This window comes from Staphylococcus sp. FSL W8-0271, assembly GCF_038006605.1.
Classification (GTDB): Bacteria; Bacillota; Bacilli; order Staphylococcales; family Staphylococcaceae; genus Staphylococcus; species Staphylococcus cohnii.
Genome location: NZ_JBBOVM010000001.1, coordinates 2,103,111 through 2,124,719, shown reverse-complemented (window position 1 = coordinate 2,124,719; position 21,609 = coordinate 2,103,111). Strand labels below are relative to the sequence as shown.

18 protein-coding genes are annotated in these 21,609 nt (G+C 32.0%); 12 read left to right on the top strand and 6 right to left on the bottom strand.

The window, feature by feature from the left end; all coding sequences use genetic code 11:
• The first annotated feature begins 18 nt into the window (after window positions 1-18).
• Window positions 19-858, top strand: coding sequence for an aldo/keto reductase (locus NST87_RS10445; protein WP_019468255.1), 840 nt, complete (start codon window positions 19-21; stop codon window positions 856-858).
• Window positions 859-1,389: 531 nt separating this feature from the next.
• Window positions 1,390-2,481, top strand: coding sequence for a glycosyltransferase family 2 protein (locus NST87_RS10440; RefSeq protein WP_019468256.1), 1,092 nt, complete (start codon window positions 1,390-1,392; stop codon window positions 2,479-2,481).
• A 543-nt stretch (window positions 2,482-3,024) separates the two neighbouring features.
• On the opposite strand, the gene NST87_RS10435 is transcribed toward NST87_RS10440, so the two are convergent.
• The 5 genes from NST87_RS10435 to queC form a co-directional block, all read right to left on the bottom strand.
• Window positions 3,025-3,279, bottom strand: a complete 255-nt coding sequence (locus NST87_RS10435; protein ID WP_019468257.1) for a GlsB/YeaQ/YmgE family stress response membrane protein — start codon at window positions 3,277-3,279, stop codon at window positions 3,025-3,027.
• A 63-nt stretch (window positions 3,280-3,342) separates the two neighbouring features.
• Window positions 3,343-3,936: a hypothetical protein gene (locus NST87_RS10430; RefSeq protein ID WP_019468258.1), complete on the bottom strand. Its 594-nt coding sequence runs from the start codon at window positions 3,934-3,936 to the stop codon at window positions 3,343-3,345.
• A 242-nt stretch (window positions 3,937-4,178) separates the two neighbouring features.
• The gene (queE, locus tag NST87_RS10425) at window positions 4,179-4,895 is read right to left on the bottom strand and encodes a 7-carboxy-7-deazaguanine synthase QueE (protein WP_019468259.1); all 717 of its coding nucleotides are present in this window, start codon (window positions 4,893-4,895) and stop codon (window positions 4,179-4,181) included.
• Window positions 4,888-5,313: a 6-carboxytetrahydropterin synthase QueD gene (gene queD, locus NST87_RS10420; protein ID WP_019468260.1), complete on the bottom strand. Its 426-nt coding sequence runs from the start codon at window positions 5,311-5,313 to the stop codon at window positions 4,888-4,890. Before queD ends, queE begins: the two co-directional genes overlap by 8 nt.
• A gap of 1 nt (window position 5,314) precedes the next feature.
• Window positions 5,315-5,986: a 7-cyano-7-deazaguanine synthase QueC gene (gene queC / locus NST87_RS10415; protein ID WP_040030237.1), complete on the bottom strand. Its 672-nt coding sequence runs from the start codon at window positions 5,984-5,986 to the stop codon at window positions 5,315-5,317.
• A 250-nt stretch (window positions 5,987-6,236) separates the two neighbouring features.
• On the opposite strand from queC, the gene NST87_RS10410 reads away from it, so the two are divergent.
• The 6 genes from NST87_RS10410 to ltaS all read left to right on the top strand — a co-directional run bounded on the left by NST87_RS10410 (window position 6,237) and on the right by ltaS (window position 13,596).
• Window positions 6,237-6,830, top strand: a complete 594-nt coding sequence (locus tag NST87_RS10410; RefSeq protein ID WP_040030236.1) for an anthranilate synthase component II — start codon at window positions 6,237-6,239, stop codon at window positions 6,828-6,830.
• On the top strand, window positions 6,814-7,953 hold the full coding sequence (locus NST87_RS10405) for a chorismate-binding protein (protein ID WP_040030235.1): 1,140 nt from the start codon (window positions 6,814-6,816) through the stop codon (window positions 7,951-7,953). Before NST87_RS10410 ends, NST87_RS10405 begins: the two co-directional genes overlap by 17 nt.
• A complete protein-coding gene (locus NST87_RS10400; RefSeq protein WP_019468264.1) occupies window positions 7,953-8,561 on the top strand; it encodes an aminotransferase class IV in 609 nt (202 codons plus the stop codon). Before NST87_RS10405 ends, NST87_RS10400 begins: the two co-directional genes overlap by 1 nt.
• A gap of 424 nt (window positions 8,562-8,985) precedes the next feature.
• Window positions 8,986-9,693, top strand: coding sequence for a 5-oxoprolinase subunit PxpB (gene pxpB, locus NST87_RS10395; RefSeq protein ID WP_040030234.1), 708 nt, complete (start codon window positions 8,986-8,988; stop codon window positions 9,691-9,693).
• Window positions 9,681-10,685 carry a 5-oxoprolinase subunit C family protein gene (locus NST87_RS10390; protein WP_040030233.1) on the top strand — a complete coding sequence of 335 codons (1,005 nt, stop codon included), beginning with the start codon at window positions 9,681-9,683 and terminating at the stop codon, window positions 10,683-10,685. The genes pxpB and NST87_RS10390 overlap by 13 nt, the downstream gene beginning before the upstream one ends.
• Window positions 10,686-11,655: 970 nt before the next feature.
• Window positions 11,656-13,596 carry a polyglycerol-phosphate lipoteichoic acid synthase LtaS gene (ltaS, locus tag NST87_RS10385; RefSeq protein WP_019469532.1) on the top strand — a complete coding sequence of 647 codons (1,941 nt, stop codon included), beginning with the start codon at window positions 11,656-11,658 and terminating at the stop codon, window positions 13,594-13,596.
• A 532-nt stretch (window positions 13,597-14,128) separates the two neighbouring features.
• On the opposite strand, the gene NST87_RS10380 is transcribed toward ltaS, so the two are convergent.
• The gene (locus NST87_RS10380) at window positions 14,129-14,947 is read right to left on the bottom strand and encodes a ZIP family metal transporter (protein WP_019469531.1); all 819 of its coding nucleotides are present in this window, start codon (window positions 14,945-14,947) and stop codon (window positions 14,129-14,131) included.
• Window positions 14,948-15,059: 112 nt separating this feature from the next.
• On the opposite strand from NST87_RS10380, the gene NST87_RS10375 reads away from it, so the two are divergent.
• The 4 genes from NST87_RS10375 (at window position 15,060) to NST87_RS10360 (ending at window position 21,493) form a co-directional block, all read left to right on the top strand.
• Window positions 15,060-16,940, top strand: coding sequence for an ABC-F family ATP-binding cassette domain-containing protein (locus NST87_RS10375; RefSeq protein WP_040030232.1), 1,881 nt, complete (start codon window positions 15,060-15,062; stop codon window positions 16,938-16,940).
• A gap of 13 nt (window positions 16,941-16,953) precedes the next feature.
• Window positions 16,954-18,732, top strand: coding sequence for a DNA helicase RecQ (gene recQ / locus NST87_RS10370; protein ID WP_019469529.1), 1,779 nt, complete (start codon window positions 16,954-16,956; stop codon window positions 18,730-18,732).
• Between the two features lie 287 nt (window positions 18,733-19,019).
• Complete coding sequence (locus NST87_RS10365) at window positions 19,020-19,982, top strand: ABC transporter ATP-binding protein (protein WP_019469528.1); 963 nt, start codon at window positions 19,020-19,022, stop codon at window positions 19,980-19,982.
• Window positions 19,979-21,493: an ABC transporter permease/substrate-binding protein gene (locus NST87_RS10360; RefSeq protein WP_019469527.1), complete on the top strand. Its 1,515-nt coding sequence runs from the start codon at window positions 19,979-19,981 to the stop codon at window positions 21,491-21,493. The genes NST87_RS10365 and NST87_RS10360 overlap by 4 nt, the downstream gene beginning before the upstream one ends.
• Window positions 21,494-21,609: the final 116 nt, after the last annotated feature.

The window sequence follows — 21,609 nt, the reverse complement described above, 5'->3', positions numbered from 1 at the left end:
AAAGAGGAGGATAAATTTATGATAGAAGATACTTATTATTTAAATAATGGTTACCCTATGCCGAAAATCGGTTTGGGTGTTTACAAAATTACTGATGAGGAAATGGAAAAAGCTGTATCTAGCGCTTTAGATATCGGTTACCGTGCTTTTGATACAGCTTACTTTTATAAAAATGAAATTGCATTAGGCAATGCTTTGAAAAAATCTGATGTGCCCCGTTCTGAATTGTTTATTACTTCAAAGATATGGAATGATTATCAAGGGTATGATAAAACGATTGAATTTTTTACAAAATCTATAGAGAATTTAGGCACTGATTATTTAGATTTATTTTTAATACATTGGCCATGTGAAGAAGATGGACTTTTTATTGAAACATATAGAGCGATGGAAAAATTATACAAAGAAGGTCGAATACGTGCAATTGGTGTATGTAACTTTAAGCAACATCATTTAGAAAAATTGATGGCTGAAACAGAAATTACACCTGCAGTAAATCAAGTGGAGGTACATCCTTATTTCAATCAGCATGAATTACAAGATTTTTGTGATAAGCATGATATCGCCGTGACAGCTTGGATGCCGCTCATGCGAAACCAAGGTTTACTTGAACATCCTGTCATTGCTGATATTGCTGAACGTTATAGTAAAACACCTGCGCAAATTGTGTTGCGTTGGCATTTAGCACACAACCGTTTGATTATACCTAAATCTAAAACACCAAAACGTATCCAAGAAAATTATGAAATTTTTGATTTTAATTTAGAATTAACAGACATTGCTGAAATTGATAATCTAAATCGAGATGCTCGTCAAGGTAAAGATCCTGATCAAGTGCGTATAGGTGATTTAAAATAAGTTATTTAAAGTAGTAAGTTTAAATCGTTTTATCAGCATGTGTTACTGAATAATAATTACAAAATTAATAATCAGCGATTATAATCATTGGTCTATTTTCTGTAACATATACCTAAAAGGTTGTAAGCTGATTATTTTATATTGTGTAAGATAGAGAATTGTTTTAATGACACTTAATTCTCTATCTTATTTTTTTAATTTTACTAATATTAGGTTTTGTTTCCATTTCTGACAAATAGTTGATAAACTAGACGGACAAAGTTACAACTTTTTTCAAAAAAGATATAGAGCAACATTTATGTGTATATATAATCTGTTTTATTAGAAAAATTTGAAAATTGCATTTTAGATTTTCTTTGTTATGTAAACCATTGATGTTATCTGTTTCGGCAATTTTTTTAAAGCGTGTAAGTTTTATAATTGAATATTAAGGAAATATAAAAATTATGTAAATCTAAATGAAAAGAATGGCGAAATAACTGTAAATATTGGTAAAGTGAAATTGAAGTAATTGAAATGAAGGTGTTTATTATGCAGATAAGAGTTATAGTGCCATGTTATAACGAAGGTGAAGTAATATTAAAAACATACCATAGGTTAACTGAAATACTAGAAAAAGATAGTCTTAACCGTCACTATAACTATGATTTACTATTTGTAGATGATGGTAGCCATGATAAAACGATTAATTATATTCAAGAAATGGCAACTCATGATGAACATGTGAAGTATATTTCGTTCAGTAGGAATTTTGGTAAAGAATCAGCGATGATTGCCGGTTTCCAACACAGTGTGGCATGTGATGCTGTTGTGATGATTGATGCTGATTTACAGCACCCGCCAGAGCTTATACCACAGATGATAGATAGTTATTTGGATGGCTATGATCAAGTTGTTGCAAAACGTGATAGAACAGGTGAAAAACGTTCAAGAAAATTTTTAACTAAATGCTATTATAAAATGATTAATCACTTTGTTGAGGATATTAAATTAGAAGATGGCGTTGGAGATTTTAGGTTGCTTAGTCAACGCGCACTACACTCATTAACATCGTTAAATGAATATAATCGTTTTTCAAAAGGGTTGTATGAATGGATAGGTTATAATACTAAGGTTTTCACTTATGAAAACGTTGAAAGAGAAGAAGGTACGTCTAAATGGTCATTTGGTAAATTACTAAATTATGGAATAGATGGCTTGATTTCATTTAATAATAAGCCGTTACGGGCTATGATTTATTTAGGACTTATCGTATTTTTTGTGAGTCTACTTTATATTGTATTTAGCTTTGGTAACATTATGATTAACGGTGTGAAAACACCAGGATACTTTTCAACCATTGCAGCTATTTTATTACTTGGAGGTATACAACTTATTTCAATAGGTATTATAGGCGAATATATCGGTAGGATATATTATGAAGTAAAACAGCGACCAAAATATATTGTTCAAGTATCTAATTTGAAACCAATACACAAAACAACAGGATTGGGATCTGAAATAGAAATGTCTGAATATCCAGAAGAAAATAATGAAAACAGAATAAATAGAGAAGAGCATTTTTATGTACCATCACATAAGGTGAAAACTGAAAAAAATAAAACGCTCGTTAAACACAGATAATTCTAGCCCTCAAGCTATGCTAAAAGTATAGCCTGGGGGCTTCTTTGTGTATAAACAAAATGATTATTACAATTTTGACCTTAGATGCTTGGAGATACAATTGAGTCTGTAGGCTTTTAAGCATATCATTCTCAAGCATTAGCACATTACAAAATTATAGAACGAGTCTAATTAGTTAAATACTTTTAAAAACAAAAACACTATAGTCAAAGAAATTTTGATATAGAAGTAATGTTTGTTTTATAAAAGTTATTTTAGATTTTAGGTTATTGTTGTGCCATACACACAAAGTTAAAACAACGACTAAGGTTGATACGAGTGACATTTTACGAAAGATAGATTATAAACCCCTCAAGATAATATAACTTCAAAAAACAAAAAAACGTCAATTTCTATAATATGTTTATAGAAATTGACGCTTATTTTTGGTTGAGATTTTAGTATTCCTGAATACTTTCGCTATATAGTCATCTTCTGTCGATATAGAAACTATGACATTAAGTTTTAGGAATTTCTGTTAAAACTAAAAATTTTACAAACCATTTATTTTTTACGTAATTTACCCAATATAAATGATAAAAGGGCAACAAGAACAATTGTTCCAATTAGTGCAGGGAAGATAGCGATACCGCCTAAGTGCCAACCCCAATCACCTAATATCCATGAGCCTAGTGCAGAACCTACGATACCGGCAATAATATTACCTAAAATACCTCCAGGGATATCTTTACCGACGATACCACCAGCAATCCAGCCAATCAAACCGCCGACAATTAACATAATAATAAATCCAAACATAAGTATACCTCCTTTTTAAATATTATTATCAATTATTACATACCACAAAATATAATTTGCTAATCATTTTTTTGAAAAAAATATATTCTGCCATAATAAAAAAAGTAAGAATAATAAATGTACAATAATAAAGGCATACCAATAAGGTGTTAATAACGGCATGATTGTAAAAGATAATACAATAATAATTTGCCCAATCATTACTGGTTTACGAATACGATTCAAGATTTTAATTTGTTCTTTTTCATGTGTTTGAAATGTACTATAGAACAATAAAGTTGCACCTATGAGAAAAATAGCTGGAGCTAAATACGGAATGGACATATAGTAAGAATCTTTACTTGTATCGTATGAAAGGATTAAAGATGTACTCATGATAATCGTTAAAATAAAACCAATAAATTTTTGATCAGTTATCACATATATTTTTGTTTTTTTATTGAGATACAATTGCAATAATGTCCAAATAACCAATTGAGTGCAAGTGTAAAATGTTATGTAATCGTATTTACCAACAAAGACTAAATTGATGATACTGTTAATAGTTATTGATAAAAGTATAGAGCTAAACTTAAGTTGTTTGAAATTCTGACGATATAAATCAATACCGAGTATGATTACTACCGTAGCTATATTGATGATTATATTTATTAGCATGTTGCTCTCCTAACCTAGATACTTCACTGCAACATTATATCAATTAAGTTAGATTTAATCATTTAATAACAGTTGATGTTTTAAAAAATTATAAGTCATCATCTGACATATTGTAAAAATGTTATTATTTTTAATAATTATATTTACAGTGACAATCATTACTATATTTAATGTACAAAAGAAAAACCGATTTATTGTATAGACAAAGAGCATTATACAACGAACCGGTTGATTTACTCAATTTAAACACCTTTTTTATTACTCCAAAGTAATGTGTGTAATTGAGGTAATACATATACATTATTCATATCGCTACTATCCATAACACGATTAACAAGGGCTTCATATAATGAAAGTAACTTTTCTGTATGAGATTCGACATATTCTCCATCTAGGTATGGATTCCCAACTTGTAAATAAAATGGCACATTAGGATATCTATGATGAATCATTTTTGCGAATTCAAAGTCATCGTCATCAAAAATAACTACCTTGAGATTGAGTGTTTCTGGCTTACATTTAGCAATGACGTCATCTAATATAGGTAAATTTGGTTTCATCATTGAGCTAGGTGGTTTTGGACTAATTGTTAAATCATCAATTTGTGTCATCCATGGCTGGAATTTGCTTCCTTGGGTTTCTAGAGCGCTTTGTATGCCTTTTTCTTCGAATAAATCGACTAATCCTTGAATGCCTTTTATTAAAGCAGGATTACCTCCTGAAATTGTTACGTGGTTAAATGATTCACCCGCAATGTCATATAATTTCTCATAAATCTCTGTGGCATCCATCATGCGTATATCTTCTTTAGCACTGCCGTCCCATGTAAAACTTGAGTCACACCAACTACAACGATAATCACATCCAGCTGTACGTACAAACATGGTTTTACGACCGATTACACGGCCTTCACCTTGTATCGTTGGACCAAAAATTTCAAGCACAGGTATTTTACTCATGATTTAGCTCCTTTGGTCGATATATGACATAACTTGTTGGTGTTTCTCTAACATAAACTTGTAAGCATTGTGGTTTGTTTGGTCTTTGATCTAATGAGGACTGAACCATCTCATATATCGTTTGTGCAACAATTTCAGTCGATGGACTTTTACCTTTAAATTGAGGTAACTCATTCAATAATTGGTGGTCGAATTGTCCGTGAACGAGCTGCTTCAATTCACTAAAATTCACTAAAAATCCATTATGGTCTACGGTATCTCCACCGATTGTTAAGTTGACAAAATAAGTATGTCCATGCGTACGCATGCATTTTCCAGCGTCTTCACTTGGAATATAATGTGCAGCTGAAAAATTAAAATCCTTATTAAGTTCAAATTGGTAATTGTGGTTCACACTCGGATAATTTTGTTGGAACATATTAATTCGCTCCTTTTTCTTTTAAATAAGCATTAAGACCACGTGCGCGTAATTTACAGGCAGGGCATTCGCCACAACCTTCACCAATAATACCGTTATAACAAGTTAACGTTCGATTTCTAACATAGTCTAATACACCGAGTTCATCACTCAATACCCATGTTTGTTTCTTATCAAGCCACATTAACGGTGTGTGAATAACGAAATCTTTATCCATAGAGAGTGAAAGTGTAACGTTCATTGACTTTATAAAGTTATCCCGACAATCAGGGTAACCAGAAAAGTCTGTTTCACATACGCCTGTGATAATATGTTTTGTATTAGTTTGATAAGCTAGTGCGCCAGCAAATGATAAGAACAGCAAGTTACGTGCAGGTACAAAAGTGTTTGGCATGCCGTCTTCATCTTCATTTATATCAATGTCATGTTGTGTGAGCGCATTAGGAGTGAGTTGAGATAATAGTGACATATCAAGTACATGGTGTTCTACTGCTTGCTCCTTGGCGATTTGTTTTGCAACTTGAATTTCTGTATCGTGCCTTTGTCCATATTCAAAAGTCACTAAGACTACTTCATCAAAATGTTTTTTTGCCCAAAATAAACAGGTTGTACTGTCTTGGCCCCCGCTAAAAACGACGATGGCTTTATTATTGTTTAATGGCTGTTGTGTCATTATAGTTTACACTCCTTAAAATATCGTGCTAGCTTTGCCATATAAAACTTATGACGCCATAAAAAAACGCCTATCTCTATAAAAAGATAGACGTCGTTCAAGTGTCTAGTTTTTTATAGAGGGTGTCAGCTAGAAACCTCTGTTATATTTATACCGTGACTAGAATAATACATTTAAGCTGTAAAATCAAGTTGAGATTTGGGATAATGACTATATTAGAACAATATATAATTATAATTGAGGTGATTCAATGCTACTTGTAATCGATAATAAAGACTCATTTACCTATAATATCGTGGACTATCTCAAACAATGTTATACAGAGGCAATCACAGTGATTGATGTGGATGAAATTAATATAGAAAAGCTGATCAATATGAAACCCTCAGCAATTGTAATATCGCCAGGGCCAGGAACGCCGTCAGATTATCCGATTTTAAATGAAGTCATAACACAATTTATGAACCATGTGCCGATTTTGGGTGTGTGTTTAGGGTTTCAACAAATTATTAGTTATTTTGGTGGGCACATCGTAAAGAACTATAAGCCTATCCATGGACATACAACTTTAATTACGCATACAGGCAAAGGTATTTTTAAAAATTTACCAAAAGCATTTAATGTTATGCGTTATCACTCATTAATGGCTGATATACCTACATTTCCTGCTGAGCTAACCGTGACAGCAACCAATGATAAAGGGATTATTATGGCTTGTGAACATCGAGCATTTGCTGTTTATGGTGTCCAATACCATCCTGAATCATTTTTGAGTGAATACGGTATCGACCAAATTAAATTATTTATTGAAATTGTGGAGGCACATCATGCAAGTAAAATTTAATTATCAATATTACATAAATGAAACCGAAACCGAAACTTATCAATATCTATTTAAACAATGTGTATGTAAAAAAATAGCATATCAAAAGCAGGACATTGGAGCAGTCATTCAATTTGCTGAATTACATCAAAGCAAAGGGCAATATGTAGCTTTATATTTACCGTATGAAGCGGCAAGTTATTTTAATGATCAGTTAGCAACAGTAACTTCCGATAGTGCATTTGTTTATGCTGCTGCATATGTATTTGAAGCAGTACATGATAGCATAAATGAACAAAATGGCACATATCAGCGTAAATATAACTTTGAATTTCAATATGCACATGCGCAAATGATTGAACATATAAAACAAGTACAAAAAGCGATTGTTGAAGGCAATACATATCAAGTTAATTATACAACAAGATTGAGCGATGATATACAAGGCCCAATTTCTGAACTTTACCATGTACTACAGGGTGGGAATCATGGACATTATTCTGCACTGATTGATACAGAAGAAGTTCAAATTGCATCATTATCACCAGAGCTATTTTTTCAATATGGGCCCTTTAAAAATCAATCAAATATTGTATTAAGTAAACCCATGAAAGGGACCATAGCTAGGGGAGAAACAGAATTAGAAGATAAGGAACATTTTGAAAAATTAAGAAACTCTACCAAGGATAGAGCGGAAAATGTAATGATTGTTGATTTGTTGCGTAATGATATAAGTAGAGTAGCCAATACTGGAACAGTTAAAGTATATCAACCGTTTCATATTGAAAAATATCAAACAGTTTATCAAATGACATCCATGGTAACTGGACAATTACCAAATCATATGTGTTTATTACGTGTTCTCGAAGCCATTTTCCCTTGTGGTTCAATTACCGGTGCACCGAAACTGAACACAATGAAATATATTAAACAATTAGAGCAAACACCAAGAAATGGTTATTGTGGAACGATAGGCTTATTGCTACCTGATGGGAAATCTATTTTTAATGTACCTATTCGTACAATTCAATATATTAATGGGAAAGCTGTTTATGGCGTTGGCGCAGGTATTACCATTGATTCTGATCCAGAATCTGAAGTGCAAGAATTTATTGATAAGACAAAAATATTGGAGAGATTATAATGCAGTTATTTGAAACATTACGATTAGATTCTGGCAAATTTTCAAGGCTGATGTATCATTACGACAGAATAAAACATTCGGCAAATCAATTCCAAATGACTTTCGAAGATGCGCAATGGAACAAAACGATTTCGGAAATTAAAGGCTTATATTTTACAGGAACTTATAGAGTGAAAATTATATTACACTCTAACGGTATTTTTAAATATGAAGTTGCGGAATTACCTCAAAAAGATAGCTTTACGGCAAAAATTGTACCTTCACCTCAAATTCAAGATAAACGAGTGCTTACGAATAAAACAACAAATAGGGATCATTTAGCACATAATCATGAAACTGATCTCATCTTACTCTATGACAAATCAGGAAAAATATTAGAATTTGATATTGGAAATATTATGATCAAAGAGGGAAACTATTATTATACACCAGCATACAATGAAGACTTTTTAAAAGGGTGTAAGAGACAAGAATTAATAGAAAAAGGTAAATTGATAGAAAAAGATTATAGTTTGACAGATTTTAAGCAAAAGTTAAGGCGGAATCAAATTCAAGTTTTTCTGATAAATAGTTTGAGAGAGGTTGCCGATGTTGTAATAAATCTATAGAATATAGAAAGTATAAGAAAAATATTAATTTTAATTCTTATAATTGTGATGAAACGTTGTTGTGAGCGTGTTTGATGCCAATAGTTGGAAATATCAAATATGCCACACATAGATGTAGTTTAACTGTATGAGTTGAATTAAGATCAACAAAGTTATACGAGTTTTAAAAAATCTAATGTCAGCAAGCGAGGCAAAATAATGATATTGATTTGGCTCTTATTAATTATCGCGCTAATCGGCCTTACAAAATGGTATGTAACCTATTTAATGAATCAACATAAATATTCTGCTACTAAGTTAATCGTCACTATTTCATGTGCTATTCAGTTGATATTTATCTATGGTTTAGTTAAAGAATTAATACGCTACTTAATACAAATATTAAATGTATTTTATCGATAGTCACAATAGATGAGGTGAATTTATGAAGATATACAGTCAAGGTGACCAAGCAATTGTGGTTTCTATAGAAAAAGAAGTCTCCAAAGATTTAACTGACGATTTACTCGCGTTAAAAACATATCTTGTTAACAAAAATTATCCTTTTATTACGGAAATTGTGCCAACAGAGTCGGATATGATGATTTGCTATGACGCCAGAGATATGATTAAACATCACAACATAAAATCACCATTTTTATATATGAAAGCATTGTTGCAATCTGTTCAATTAGAAATAAAACATGTAGAAGAGACGTCTGAACCAATTCAAATACCTGTCGTATATGGTGGTGAATTCGGTCCAGATTTAGCGTCTTTGCTAAAATATTATAAAATGGGTTTTGACAAATTTGTAAAATTACATACAAATTCGAACTTTTTCGTATCAATGATGGGCTATTCTCCAGGATTTCCATATTTAACAGGGATGGATAAGCGTTTATTTGTAAATCACACAGGTGGTAAAAAAGCATTTATTCCTGCGGGATCAGTGATTATTGAAGGTAAGAAAACAGGTATTACTACGATTGATACTTATGGTGATTGGCTAGTGATAGGCTATACGCCAGTTGAATTATTTAATCCACATCAAACAGATTTTACGACTTTAAAATTAGGAGATAATGTGCAATTTAAGGCTATGACAGCAGAAGCATTGGATTTAGGGGGATTTAAACCATGTCAATCATAATAGAAAATGAAGGATTGTTCTCAAGTTTTCAAGATTTTGGTCGTATCGGTTTTGAACACAATGGTGTAATCCCAAGCGGTGCTTTAGACCCATTGTCACATGAAATTGCTAATCGGTTGGTAGCCAACGATAAACATGAAGCAACATTAGAAATGACCAATAGAATGGCTAGTATTCGTTTCACTGAACCTACTTTAATTGCATTAAGTGGCGGCAGTTTTAAAGCCAAAACTTCTAATTTAAAAGTCTTACCTAATAAACTTTATTTAATGGAAAAAGGTGATGTACTTGAGTTTACAGAAACTTCACGGACCTCAAGAGTTTACTTAGCCGTTGGTGGAGGATTTGAGTTAGACGAATGGCTGGGTTCTACATCTACTGATTTTATGTCTAAACTAGGTGGTTTTAATGGTCGCAAATTAGAAAAAGGCGATGAAATCAATATGAAACGTGATTATACAGAACGTCACCACAAACTTTTTGAGAATCTTGAACATACACATCAAACAGATTGGGGTATAGATGGCTATGCACTTTCTTTTAATTATATGTCAGATGTATTTCATGTCATTAAAAACAAAGGAACAGAAGATTTTAATCAAGATGCTTTAAATCGTTTTATTTATGGGGAATATAAAGTGACAAGTAAAGCGAATAGGGTGGGCATGTATGTTGAAGGTCAACCTGTTAAAGCATTTTATGAAGATATGCCTGCACATCAATCTGTACAAATAGGAACGATTCAAGTTAAGAGGGACGGTACACCTATTATATTGTTAAATGATCATTACACATTAGGCAGTTACCCACAAATAGGGACAATCGCCAGTTATCACTTAACGAAGTTAGGCCAAAAACATCCCGGTACTAAGTTGAAGTTTCAATTCATAGATGTTGAAACTGCAGAAAAGAATTTAATAAAATATACCAATTGGTTAAATCAACTGTTTCATGGTATTGAGTATAGAATGCAATTAGAAATGTTAAAATAGTATACACAAAAAAATAAACGGATTTTTGTATAGTAATACGTTGTGAAAGTGTGCATTTAAAATTAAAAATCTTTTATCCATAAAATAATTATTATATCAATATGTCTTTTGGTTAATGAATTTTAGAATGTAAAAAACCTTAGGTAATAAATTACCTAAGGTTTTTTACATTAGATGATTTTCTCAATATACATAAATCTTAGACAAATGTTTAACTAAAATATAGTTCTGAAATTTTATTTGTGATACATAATTAGTGATTATTCGATAAACATTTAGATTCAGTGATTAATTCTTAAATATTTGTACTCATTTATCTAGTATTATAAACGGTGATCGTGTTGAATATGATAAGATTAAGTAATTGCATAAGCCATTCAGTATAAATTAACCATTATTTAAATAGGTCCAAGGCCTGATTAATTTATTAAATAGAGCAAGTATAATTATAAAGGAAATTTAAATTTTAATCTTATTTTAATCACGTATTCACAATAGGTTAATGATACCTTCATAAAACGGTTAAATCAGCGTTTTTAATTAAAAAAAGTGTGTTTTTACTTGATATTAGACAAGAATTGCTTTATATTTATTAATTGAACTATAATCGTTTTATTACAAAGATGTTACAGAGTGAATGCAGTGTAAAAACGATGTAAAACTTAATGAAACGCATTAACATAATTTACATTACAACAAATATAATTTTTCAAAAAGAATCAATAAATTTCATTAAAAATAAAAATTGCTACTTTATAAAAATAAATTAGTGACAAAAGGTAAAAAGATGTGTTTTAGAAGAAAGATACAGGATGTCACCCTATTTTTCTTATTTAAATTTTAACTTTCGCAAATAACGATAAAGACATTGTTAGATAATATAAGCTACACATTAACAATGATTACAAAGTATTTTAATTGGGCTAGGTATTAGCACCAACTTTTATTAATTTATATCGGGGGAACAGACATGAGTCTACACAAAAAGAAACTAACTCTTTTTGCGTTTTTTATTTTAACTGTATTAACAGTTACTGCTAAAACGTATTTTTCATACTATGTTGACTTTTCTTTAGGTGTTAAAGGGTTAGTTCAAAATTTAATCTTATTAATGAATCCATATAGTTTAATTGCATTAGTATTGAGTATTTTCTTATTCTTCAAAGGTAAGAAAGCATTTTGGTTTATCTTTATAGGCGGTTTTATTTTAACCTTCTTATTATACGCAAATGTTGTATATTTTAGATTTTTCTCTGACTTCTTGACTTTTAGTACATTAAATCAAGTAGGTAATGTTGAATCAATGGGTGGTGCTGTATCAGCTTCATTTAAATGGTATGACTTTGTTTACTTTATCGATACAATCATTTATTTATTTGTATTAATATTTAAACAAAAATGGTTAGACAAGCGTGTGTTTAGCAAAAAATTTGTTCCAGTGATTATGGCAGCATCCGTTGCATTATTTTTCTTAAACCTAGCTTTTGCTGAATCTGATCGTCCGGAATTATTAACACGTACATTCGACCATAAATATTTAGTTAAATACTTAGGTCCATATAACTTCACAGTTTATGATGGTGTAAAAACGATACAAAATAATCAACAAAAAGCATTAGCAAATGAAGATGATTTAACAAAAGTCTTAAATTATACGAAACAAAAACAAACACAGCCGAATCCAGAATACTTCGGAGCGGCTAAGAAAAAAAATGTGATTAAAATACACTTAGAAAGTTTCCAAACTTTCTTGATTAACAAAAAAGTAAATGGTGAAGAAGTTACACCTTTCTTAAATAAACTTTCTACTGGTAATGAAGATTTTAGATACTATCCAAACTTCTTCCATCAGACAGGACAAGGTAAAACTTCAGATTCAGAGTTTACAATGGATAATAGTTTATATGGTTTACCACAAGGTTCGGCATTCTCACTTAAAGGTGACAATACGTTCCAATCATTACCAGCGATTTTGCATCAACAACAAGGTTACACATCTAGCGTGATGCACGGTGATTATAAAACTTTCTGGAACCGTGACCAAGTTTATAAACATTTCGGCGTAGATAAATTCTATGATGCAACGTACTATGATATGTCTGAAGAAAATCAAGAGAATTTAGGACTGAAAGATAAAGAATTCTTTGATGAATCAGCAGATTATTTAGCGAAAGAAAAAGAACCTTTCTATAGTCATTTGATTACACTAACGAACCATTATCCGTTCACTTTATCTCCAGAAGATGCATCAATTGATAAACCAAATACTGGTGATTCAACAGTTGACGGTTATGTACAGACTGCGAGATATTTGGACGAATCGTTAGAACAATTTGTAAATGAATTGAAGAAAAAAGGCGTCTATGATGATTCAGTTATCATGATTTACGGTGACCATTACGGTATTTCAGAAAATCATAACAAAGCAATGGAAAAATTATTAGGTGAAGATATTACACCAGCTAAGTTTACAGATTTAAATCGTACAGGTTTCTGGTTGAAAATCCCTGGTAAAGAAGGTACTGTTGATAAAACATATGCTGGACAAGCAGATGTAATGCCTACATTACTACATTTAATGGGTATTGATACTAAGAATTATCTCATGATGGGTACAGACTTATTATCAAAAGATCATAATGATACTGTACCGTTTAGAAACGGTGACTTTGTAACGAAAGATTACAAATATGTAAATGGCAGAATATATGATAATAAAAATAATGAGCCAGTAACAGAAAAACCTAGTGATTTTGATAAACGTAAACAGCAAGCTGAAAAAGACTTGCAAATGAGTGATGATGTCTTAAACGGTGACTTATTGAGATTTTATGATAATCCTGACTTTGATAAAGTGAAACCATCAGATTATAAATACGAAGTAGGTCCAAAAGGACAAGAGAAAAAATAATAATTATTTAAGCCCTAATCCATTTTTTAGATAATGGATTAGGGCTTTTATATATGCAAGTGTATTGAATGGTGTCTTATAATGCACATGATGATTGTATTAAATTATTTAATATGAGTGAAGTTTAAGAAGTGCGGGATAGCGGATTAATCCATTTTACGAGCAAGTACTTACGCTTAAAATAACAAGAAATAAATGCTAAAAAGAGATGGGGTATAAATCACCATTCTCAAAATAAGATTTCCTGAGACATATAGTTCTTGAACAAATGTGAGGTATTTTGGCGAGACGCATGAGGGAATGGGACAAGCTGAAGATTATAGGATGAAGCTGCCCTCCCTATGAAAGCGAGGCAACAATACGAAGTGTTGAATAAAAAAATAACACTCAGATGAATTGAATTCAATCATCTGAGTGCTATTTTCTGGGTTTTATGCCCCAGATTGTTTGTTTTGATTTTGAGACGATTGTCCCAGGCTCATCATTTTTTATTTGAAGAATGGATCCAAGTTATTTCTTTTTCTTTTACCTTTTATCCAAGTGCAACGTCTAAAATCATCATAATAGTAAAGCCTAGCATTAAACTTAATGTTGCTAAATCAGTGTTATTACTAGCTTGAGAATCTGGTATAAGCTCTTCTACAACAACAAATATCATTGCTCCAGCGGCAAAAGCGAGTGCATAAGGTAACATAGGCGTAATGAAAAGAACTGCAGCAGCGCCTATTGTAGCAAAAATGGGCTCAACAATTGCAGATGCTTGTCCATAGTTAAATGCTTTCCATCGTGAAGCACCAGCTGCTCTGATAGGCATTGAAAGCGCAGCGCCTTCGGGGATGTTTTGGATCCCGATACCAATTGCTAAACCAAGTGCACCTAAAAAAGTTGCTTGTCCATTACCAGCTACTACGCCACCAAATGCTACACCAATAGACAGACCTTCTGGTATGTTATGCAATGTAATGGCTAATACAAGTAATGTATTTTTATTGAGTTTTTTCGTTCCTACACCTTCTTGGTATTGGTTAGTGTCTTGGGTGTTTGGGTGAATGTGTGGAATAACTAAATCTAACGCGCGTATAAAAAAACCGCCCAATAAAAAACCTATTGCTGCTGGTAACCATGCAAAAGATGAACCAGAACCGTAATCGATTGATGGTTGTAATAGAGACCAGAAACTTGCAGCAATCATAATGCCTGCAGCAAATCCTTGCATTGAATTCAGTATTTTATCATTTACTCTTTTGAATATAAAGACTGCTGCAGCACCTAATGCAGTCAATAACCATGTGATGATACCTGCGATTAGTGCTTGGATAAAAGGAGGTAAGTCTTGGAAAAAATCTGACATAAGCTACGCTCCCTTGTATCATTTGAGTTCAAAAAGGTGTATAATATATAGAACTGAAATTAAGTTTAACAGAATTAATTATAATTTTCGATATTAAAAAGGATGTTGGACGATGGAAGCCTACAAAATTGAACATTTACATAAATCTTACGCTGATAAAATCATTTTCGATGATTTACATCTGTCTATTTCTGAAGGAGAAAAAATAGGTCTTGTAGGTATTAATGGTACAGGCAAAAGTACTTTGTTAAAAGTAATTGCTGGTTTGGATGAAGATTTCGAGGCAGAGGTCTCACATCCTAATGCATATCGCATACGTTATTCGTCTCAAAAACAAGAGTTTGAAGGAGATTTAACTGTTTTTGAAGCGGTATTAACGTCAGAGACAAAGACACTTCAGGTGATTCGCTCATATGAAGCTGCTGTAACAAAATATAGTGAGACGCAGAATGAGACAGATTTTCAACAAATGATGCAAGCACAAGAAGCAATGCATACATATCAAGCTTGGGATTATAGTGCTGAAATTAAGACTATTTTATCAAAGCTAGGCATCAATGATACGACTAAAAAAGTGAGAGAACTTTCAGGTGGGCAACAAAAACGTGTTGGTCTTGCTAAAACACTTATAGAGCAACCGGATTTATTACTTCTGGATGAACCTACGAACCATCTAGATTTTGAGTCAATCAACTGGTTAATTAATTATGTTAAGCAGTATCCGCATACAGTGCTGTTTGTAACACATGATCGTTACTTTTTAAATGAAGTATCATCTCGCATTATTGAATTAGATCGTGGTAAATTAACTGCTTATCCAGGTAATTATGAAGATTACATCGCACAACGTGCTGAAAACGAAATTGTTGAGCAAAAACAACAAACGAAACAGCGCGCATTATATAAACAAGAATTAGCTTGGATGCGTGCAGGAGTAAAAGCGCGTTCTACAAAGCAACAAGCACGAAAAAATAGATTTAAAGATTTAGAACACGATGTGAAAAATCAACAACAACAAGATAAAGCATCTTTAAATCTTGCGTATTCACGTTTAGGTAAACAAGTTTTTGAACTTGATAACGTGTCAAAACGTATAGGCGATAAAATATTATTTGAACATGTCACTGAAATTATTCAAAATGGACAACAAATTGGTATCGTTGGACCAAATGGTGCTGGTAAAACAACATTGTTAAATATTTTGAATGGTGATGACCAGGCGTTCGAAGGGGAATTGAAAGTTGGTCAAACCGTTAAAGTTGCTTATTTCAGGCAGACTGAAGCTCGTTTAGACAGGGACATCAGAATGATTGATTATTTGCGTGAGGAAAGTGAAGTAGCGAAAGAAAAAGATGGAACTGCTGTGTCAGTTACGCAATTATTAGAACGCTTTTTATTCCCAAGTGCAACACATGGTAAAAAAGTTTATAAATTATCAGGTGGAGAGCAAAAAAGATTGTACTTATTAAAATTATTAGTGCATCAACCTAATGTTTTATTATTAGATGAACCGACTAATGACTTAGATACAGAAACGTTAACTATTTTAGAAGATTATATCGATACGTTTGGCGGCACAGTTATCACGGTGAGTCATGATCGCTACTTTTTAAATAAAGTTGCTCAAGAATTTTGGTATATTCATGATGGAAAAATAGAACGTATCATAGGAAATTTTGATGACTATGAAGCATATAAAAAAGAGATAGATAAATTACAAACGCAAGAAAAACAACAAGCTAAAGTGAAACCAACGTATGAAAAGAAAAAGAAAAAAGGTTTATCATATAAAGAAAAACAAGAATATGAAACAATAATTGCGCGTATTGAAACAACCGAGCACAGATTAGAAGAAATCGAACAAGAAATGGTTGAAGCAAGTTCTGATTATGCTAAAGTAAAAGAATTAAATGAAGAACAACAAAATCTTAATATGTTGTATGAAGAAGATATAACAAGATGGAGCGAACTTGAAGAATTAAAAGAACAATGAGGGATTATATAACATGGAAGCAACATTATCACATTATTTTGGCTATGACACATTCCGTCCAGGTCAAAAAGAAATTATAACTAAAGTAATGGATCATCGTAATGTGCTTGGCGTTTTACCAACTGGTGGGGGAAAATCAATTTGTTACCAAGTGCCAGGGTTAATGTTGGGTGGTACGACAATCGTAATCAGCCCATTAATTTCACTTATGAAAGATCAAGTTGATCAATTAAAGGCCATGGGGATTCGCGCAGCATATTTAAATAGTAGTTTGACTCAAAAGCAACAAAAAGACATTCAAGCACAACTAAAAAGTGGAGAAATCCAATTTTTATATGTTGCACCGGAACGTTTTGATAATGCTAACTTTATGCGTTTATTACAGCAGTTAGATATACATTTAGTTGCCTTTGATGAAGCCCATTGTATTTCAAAATGGGGACATGATTTTAGACCAAGTTATCAAGAAGTTATTCATAAGGTTTTTGCCTTGCCACAAGATTTTTCAATTGTAGCATTAACAGCAACGGCTACAATTGAAGTGCAAAAAGATATTATGGATCGCTTAAATATCGACAAGCATGACGAAATTAAAACAAGTACGAAACGACGTAATTTAATATTTCAAGTTAATCCAACGTATCAACGTCAAAAGTTCGTACTAGAATATGTTAAAGAACATCAAAAAGAAGCAGGCATTATTTATTGCTCGACACGTAAACAAGTAGAAGAACTACATGAAGCACTTGAAAATAATAAAATTAGTAGCACAATATATCACGCTGGTTTATCCAATAAAGAGCGTGAAGCAGCGCAAAATGATTTTGTATATGATCGCGTGCGTGTCGTTGTAGCAACGAACGCATTTGGTATGGGGATTGATAAATCCAATGTGCGATTTGTGATTCACTATAATATGCCTGGTGATTTAGAGTCTTATTATCAAGAAGCGGGGCGTGCTGGTCGTGATGGATTGAAGAGTGATTGCATACTTTTATTCAGTGATAGAGATATTGGGTTACACCAATATTTCATTTCATCTTCAAAAGCAGACGATGATTACAAAGAAAAAATGGGTGAAAAATTGAATAAAATGCTGCTATATACAAAAACTAAAAAGTGTCTAGAAGCAACACTTGTACATTATTTTGAACCTAATGAAAAACTAGAAGAATGTGAACAATGTAGTAATTGTGTTAGAGAAAATAAAACATATGACATGACGAACGAAGCTAAAATGATAGTGAGTTGTATTGCACGTATGAAACAGCAAGAAAGCTATAGTGTCATTATTCAAGTTTTAAGGGGCGAAGACTCTGATTACATTCGTTATTGTGATTATAATCAATTGACAACGCATAGTATTATGAAAAACTATACGACTTCTGAACTCAGTCATCTTATTGATGAATTGCGATTTAAAGGATTTTTGAATGAACACGATGAAATATTAACCTGTGATGTTTCTGTAAAGGAACTGCTTAATAACCAAATTTCGATATATACAACACCATTTAAACGCAAATCAAAAGAAAAGGTTAACATCAACACTGTAGAAGGTGTAGACCGTGCTTTATTCGATGAATTAGTTGCTGTACGTAAACAATTAAGTGAAAAATTAACTATTCCACCAGTAAGCATTTTCTCAGATTTTACTTTGGAAGAATTTGCTAAGAGAAAACCAGAATCAAAACAAGATATGATATTAATTGATGGTGTTGGAAGTTATAAATTAAAACACTACTGTCCAATATTTTTAGAAACAATACAATCTTATAAAGCTCAAATTTAGTTGAGCAAATAATTGTTTTTAGAATATATAATCCCATATACTTAATTTTAATGGTATTAGTATTTTACATTGAAATGATTGCAAAAAATACGAAGTTAATTTGACAACTATTAATATACTATACAGGCACAAATGTAATAGTATTATTGACTAGTTTGAATTAACTTCGTTTTTGTTTTATCTAACTATGATTAAAAGGGTTAAAGTGTTAGTAAATCGGTTATGTGTTAACTATGTGAATTTTTTTAACTGATAGTAAAGGCAATGAGAAGAGTGAGGGTGACAAATTGATAGAATTTAAAAATGTTATGAAACGTTATGGGGATAAGAAAGCTGTAGATAATCTTAGCTTTAATATAAAAGAAGGTGAATTTTTTGTTTTAATCGGACCTTCAGGTTGTGGTAAAACAACAACATTAAAAATGATTAATCGTTTAATTTCATTAACAGAGGGATTTATTTATTTTAAAGGGAAACCAATTAGTGACTATCCAGTTTATGAAATGCGCTGGGATATTGGTTATGTTTTACAACAAATTGCATTATTTCCGCATTTAACGATAAAAGAGAATATTGCACAAGTACCACAAATGAAAAAATGGAAAGAAGCAGATATTGATAAACGTATAGACGAGTTATTAAAGATGGTTGGCTTAGAGCCAGAACTATTTAAAGATAGAAAACCAGATGAATTATCAGGTGGACAGCAACAACGTGTTGGTGTAGTACGTGCATTAGCTGCAGACCCACCAGTTATTCTGATGGACGAACCTTTCAGTGCATTAGATCCAATTAGCAGAGAAAAGCTGCAAGATGATTTAATAGCATTACAGCAAAAAATTAAAAAAACAATCGTTTTTGTCACACATGATATACAAGAAGCGATGAAGCTAGCTGATAGAATTTGTTTATTAAACAAAGGACAAGTAGAGCAAATAGATACACCTGACAATATGGTTAATCATCCTAAAAGTGATTTTGTAAGACAATTTGTTGGGGATAAATCACTGAAAATAGAAAAAGATATAAAACTATCAGAACTTATTGGTGAATTAACAATTAATGAACAGGAAGCTACCAAAGGCTATCCTATTGTTAATAGTAACGCGTCTATTAAAAGCATTTATAGTGATTTGGCTAACCACGATGCAATCATTATTAATGATGATTCAACTGCTACACAGCATGTGCTTAAACGCGAAGATATGTTTAAATATCTATCGGAGCATACAGGGGGTAGTCAAAAATGAATGAATTAATAAATACACTTTCAGATCGGAAAGGACAATTGTTAACTACGATATTTGAACATATCCAAATATCGTTTATTGCATTGCTCATTGCTGCAGTAATTGGGGTACCCCTGGGCATTTTACTCACAAAGACACGCAAGGTTTCTGAGATTGTGATGAATATCGCTGCCGTGTTACAGACAATACCATCATTAGCTTTGCTTGGTTTGATGATACCGCTGTTTGGTATTGGTAAGGTACCAGCAGTGATCGCATTAGTAGTTTATGCATTGTTGCCGATATTAAGAAATACATACACAGGTATCAATGAGGTAGATAGCTCGTTAATTGAAGCAGCCAAGGGTATCGGTATGAAGCCAGGACGAAGATTAACGAAAGTGGAATTGCCAATAGCCATGCCAGTAATTATGGCAGGTATTAGAACCGCTATGGTATTGATTATCGGTACTGCTACATTAGCAGCTTTAATTGGTGCAGGAGGTCTTGGTGATTTGATTCTTTTAGGTATAGATCGAAATGACACATCATTGATCATTATTGGTGCGATTCCTGCGGCTTTATTAGCAATTCTATTTGATTTAGTTTTACGTTATATGCAAAAACTGTCCTATAAAAAATTGCTTATTTCCCTTGGTGCAATTATTATAATACTGTTATTAGTGATTATTGGACCAATGTTTGCTCAAAAAGGGGATAAAATTACATTAGCAGGTAAACTTGGGTCAGAACCATCTGTAATTACAAATATGTATAAAATTTTAATTGAAGAAGAAACAGATGATACAGTAGAAGTGAAAGATGGCATGGGGAAAACCTCATTCCTATTTAATGCCTTGAAGTCTGACGATATAGATGGCTACCTTGAGTTTACGGGTACTGTACTTGGAGAGTTAACAAAAGAAGACTTGAAGTCTAAACAAGAAAATAAAGTATATCAACAAGCAAAATCAAGTTTAGAAGATAAATACGATATGACTATGTTAAAACCAATGCAATATAATAATACTTATTCATTAGCGGTGAAAAAAGATTTTGCGAAAAAGCATAATCTTAAAACGATAGGTGACTTAAACAAAGTGAGCGATCAAATTAAACCAGGTTTCACATTAGAGTTTAATGATCGTGAGGATGGTTACCCAGCTGTTAAAAAAGCATATGATTTAGATTTCGGTGACGTGAAGACGATGGAGCCGAAATTAAGATATCAAGCAGTTGAAAGCGGAGATATTAATTTAATCGACGCATATTCAACAGATGCTGAATTAAAACAATACGATATGGTTGTATTAGAAGATGATAAAAAAGTATTCCCTCCATATCAAGGTGCGCCTATGTTTAAAACATCGTACTTAAAAGAGCATCCTGAAATTAAAGCACCGCTTAATAAATTAGCAGGTAAGATTTCTGATGAAGATATGCAACAAATGAATTATGAAGTTACAGTAAAAAAAGAAGATCCATATGAAGTAGCTAAAAACTATCTAGAGAAACATCATTTAATTGATTAATTCATAAGACAATACGAGTTTAACAATGCATTTTATTACGGACAAAAATGCATTAAGTTGAACTCGTATTTATATTTGATTAAATTCTAGCTTTAAAAATTAAGTTACATTGATTT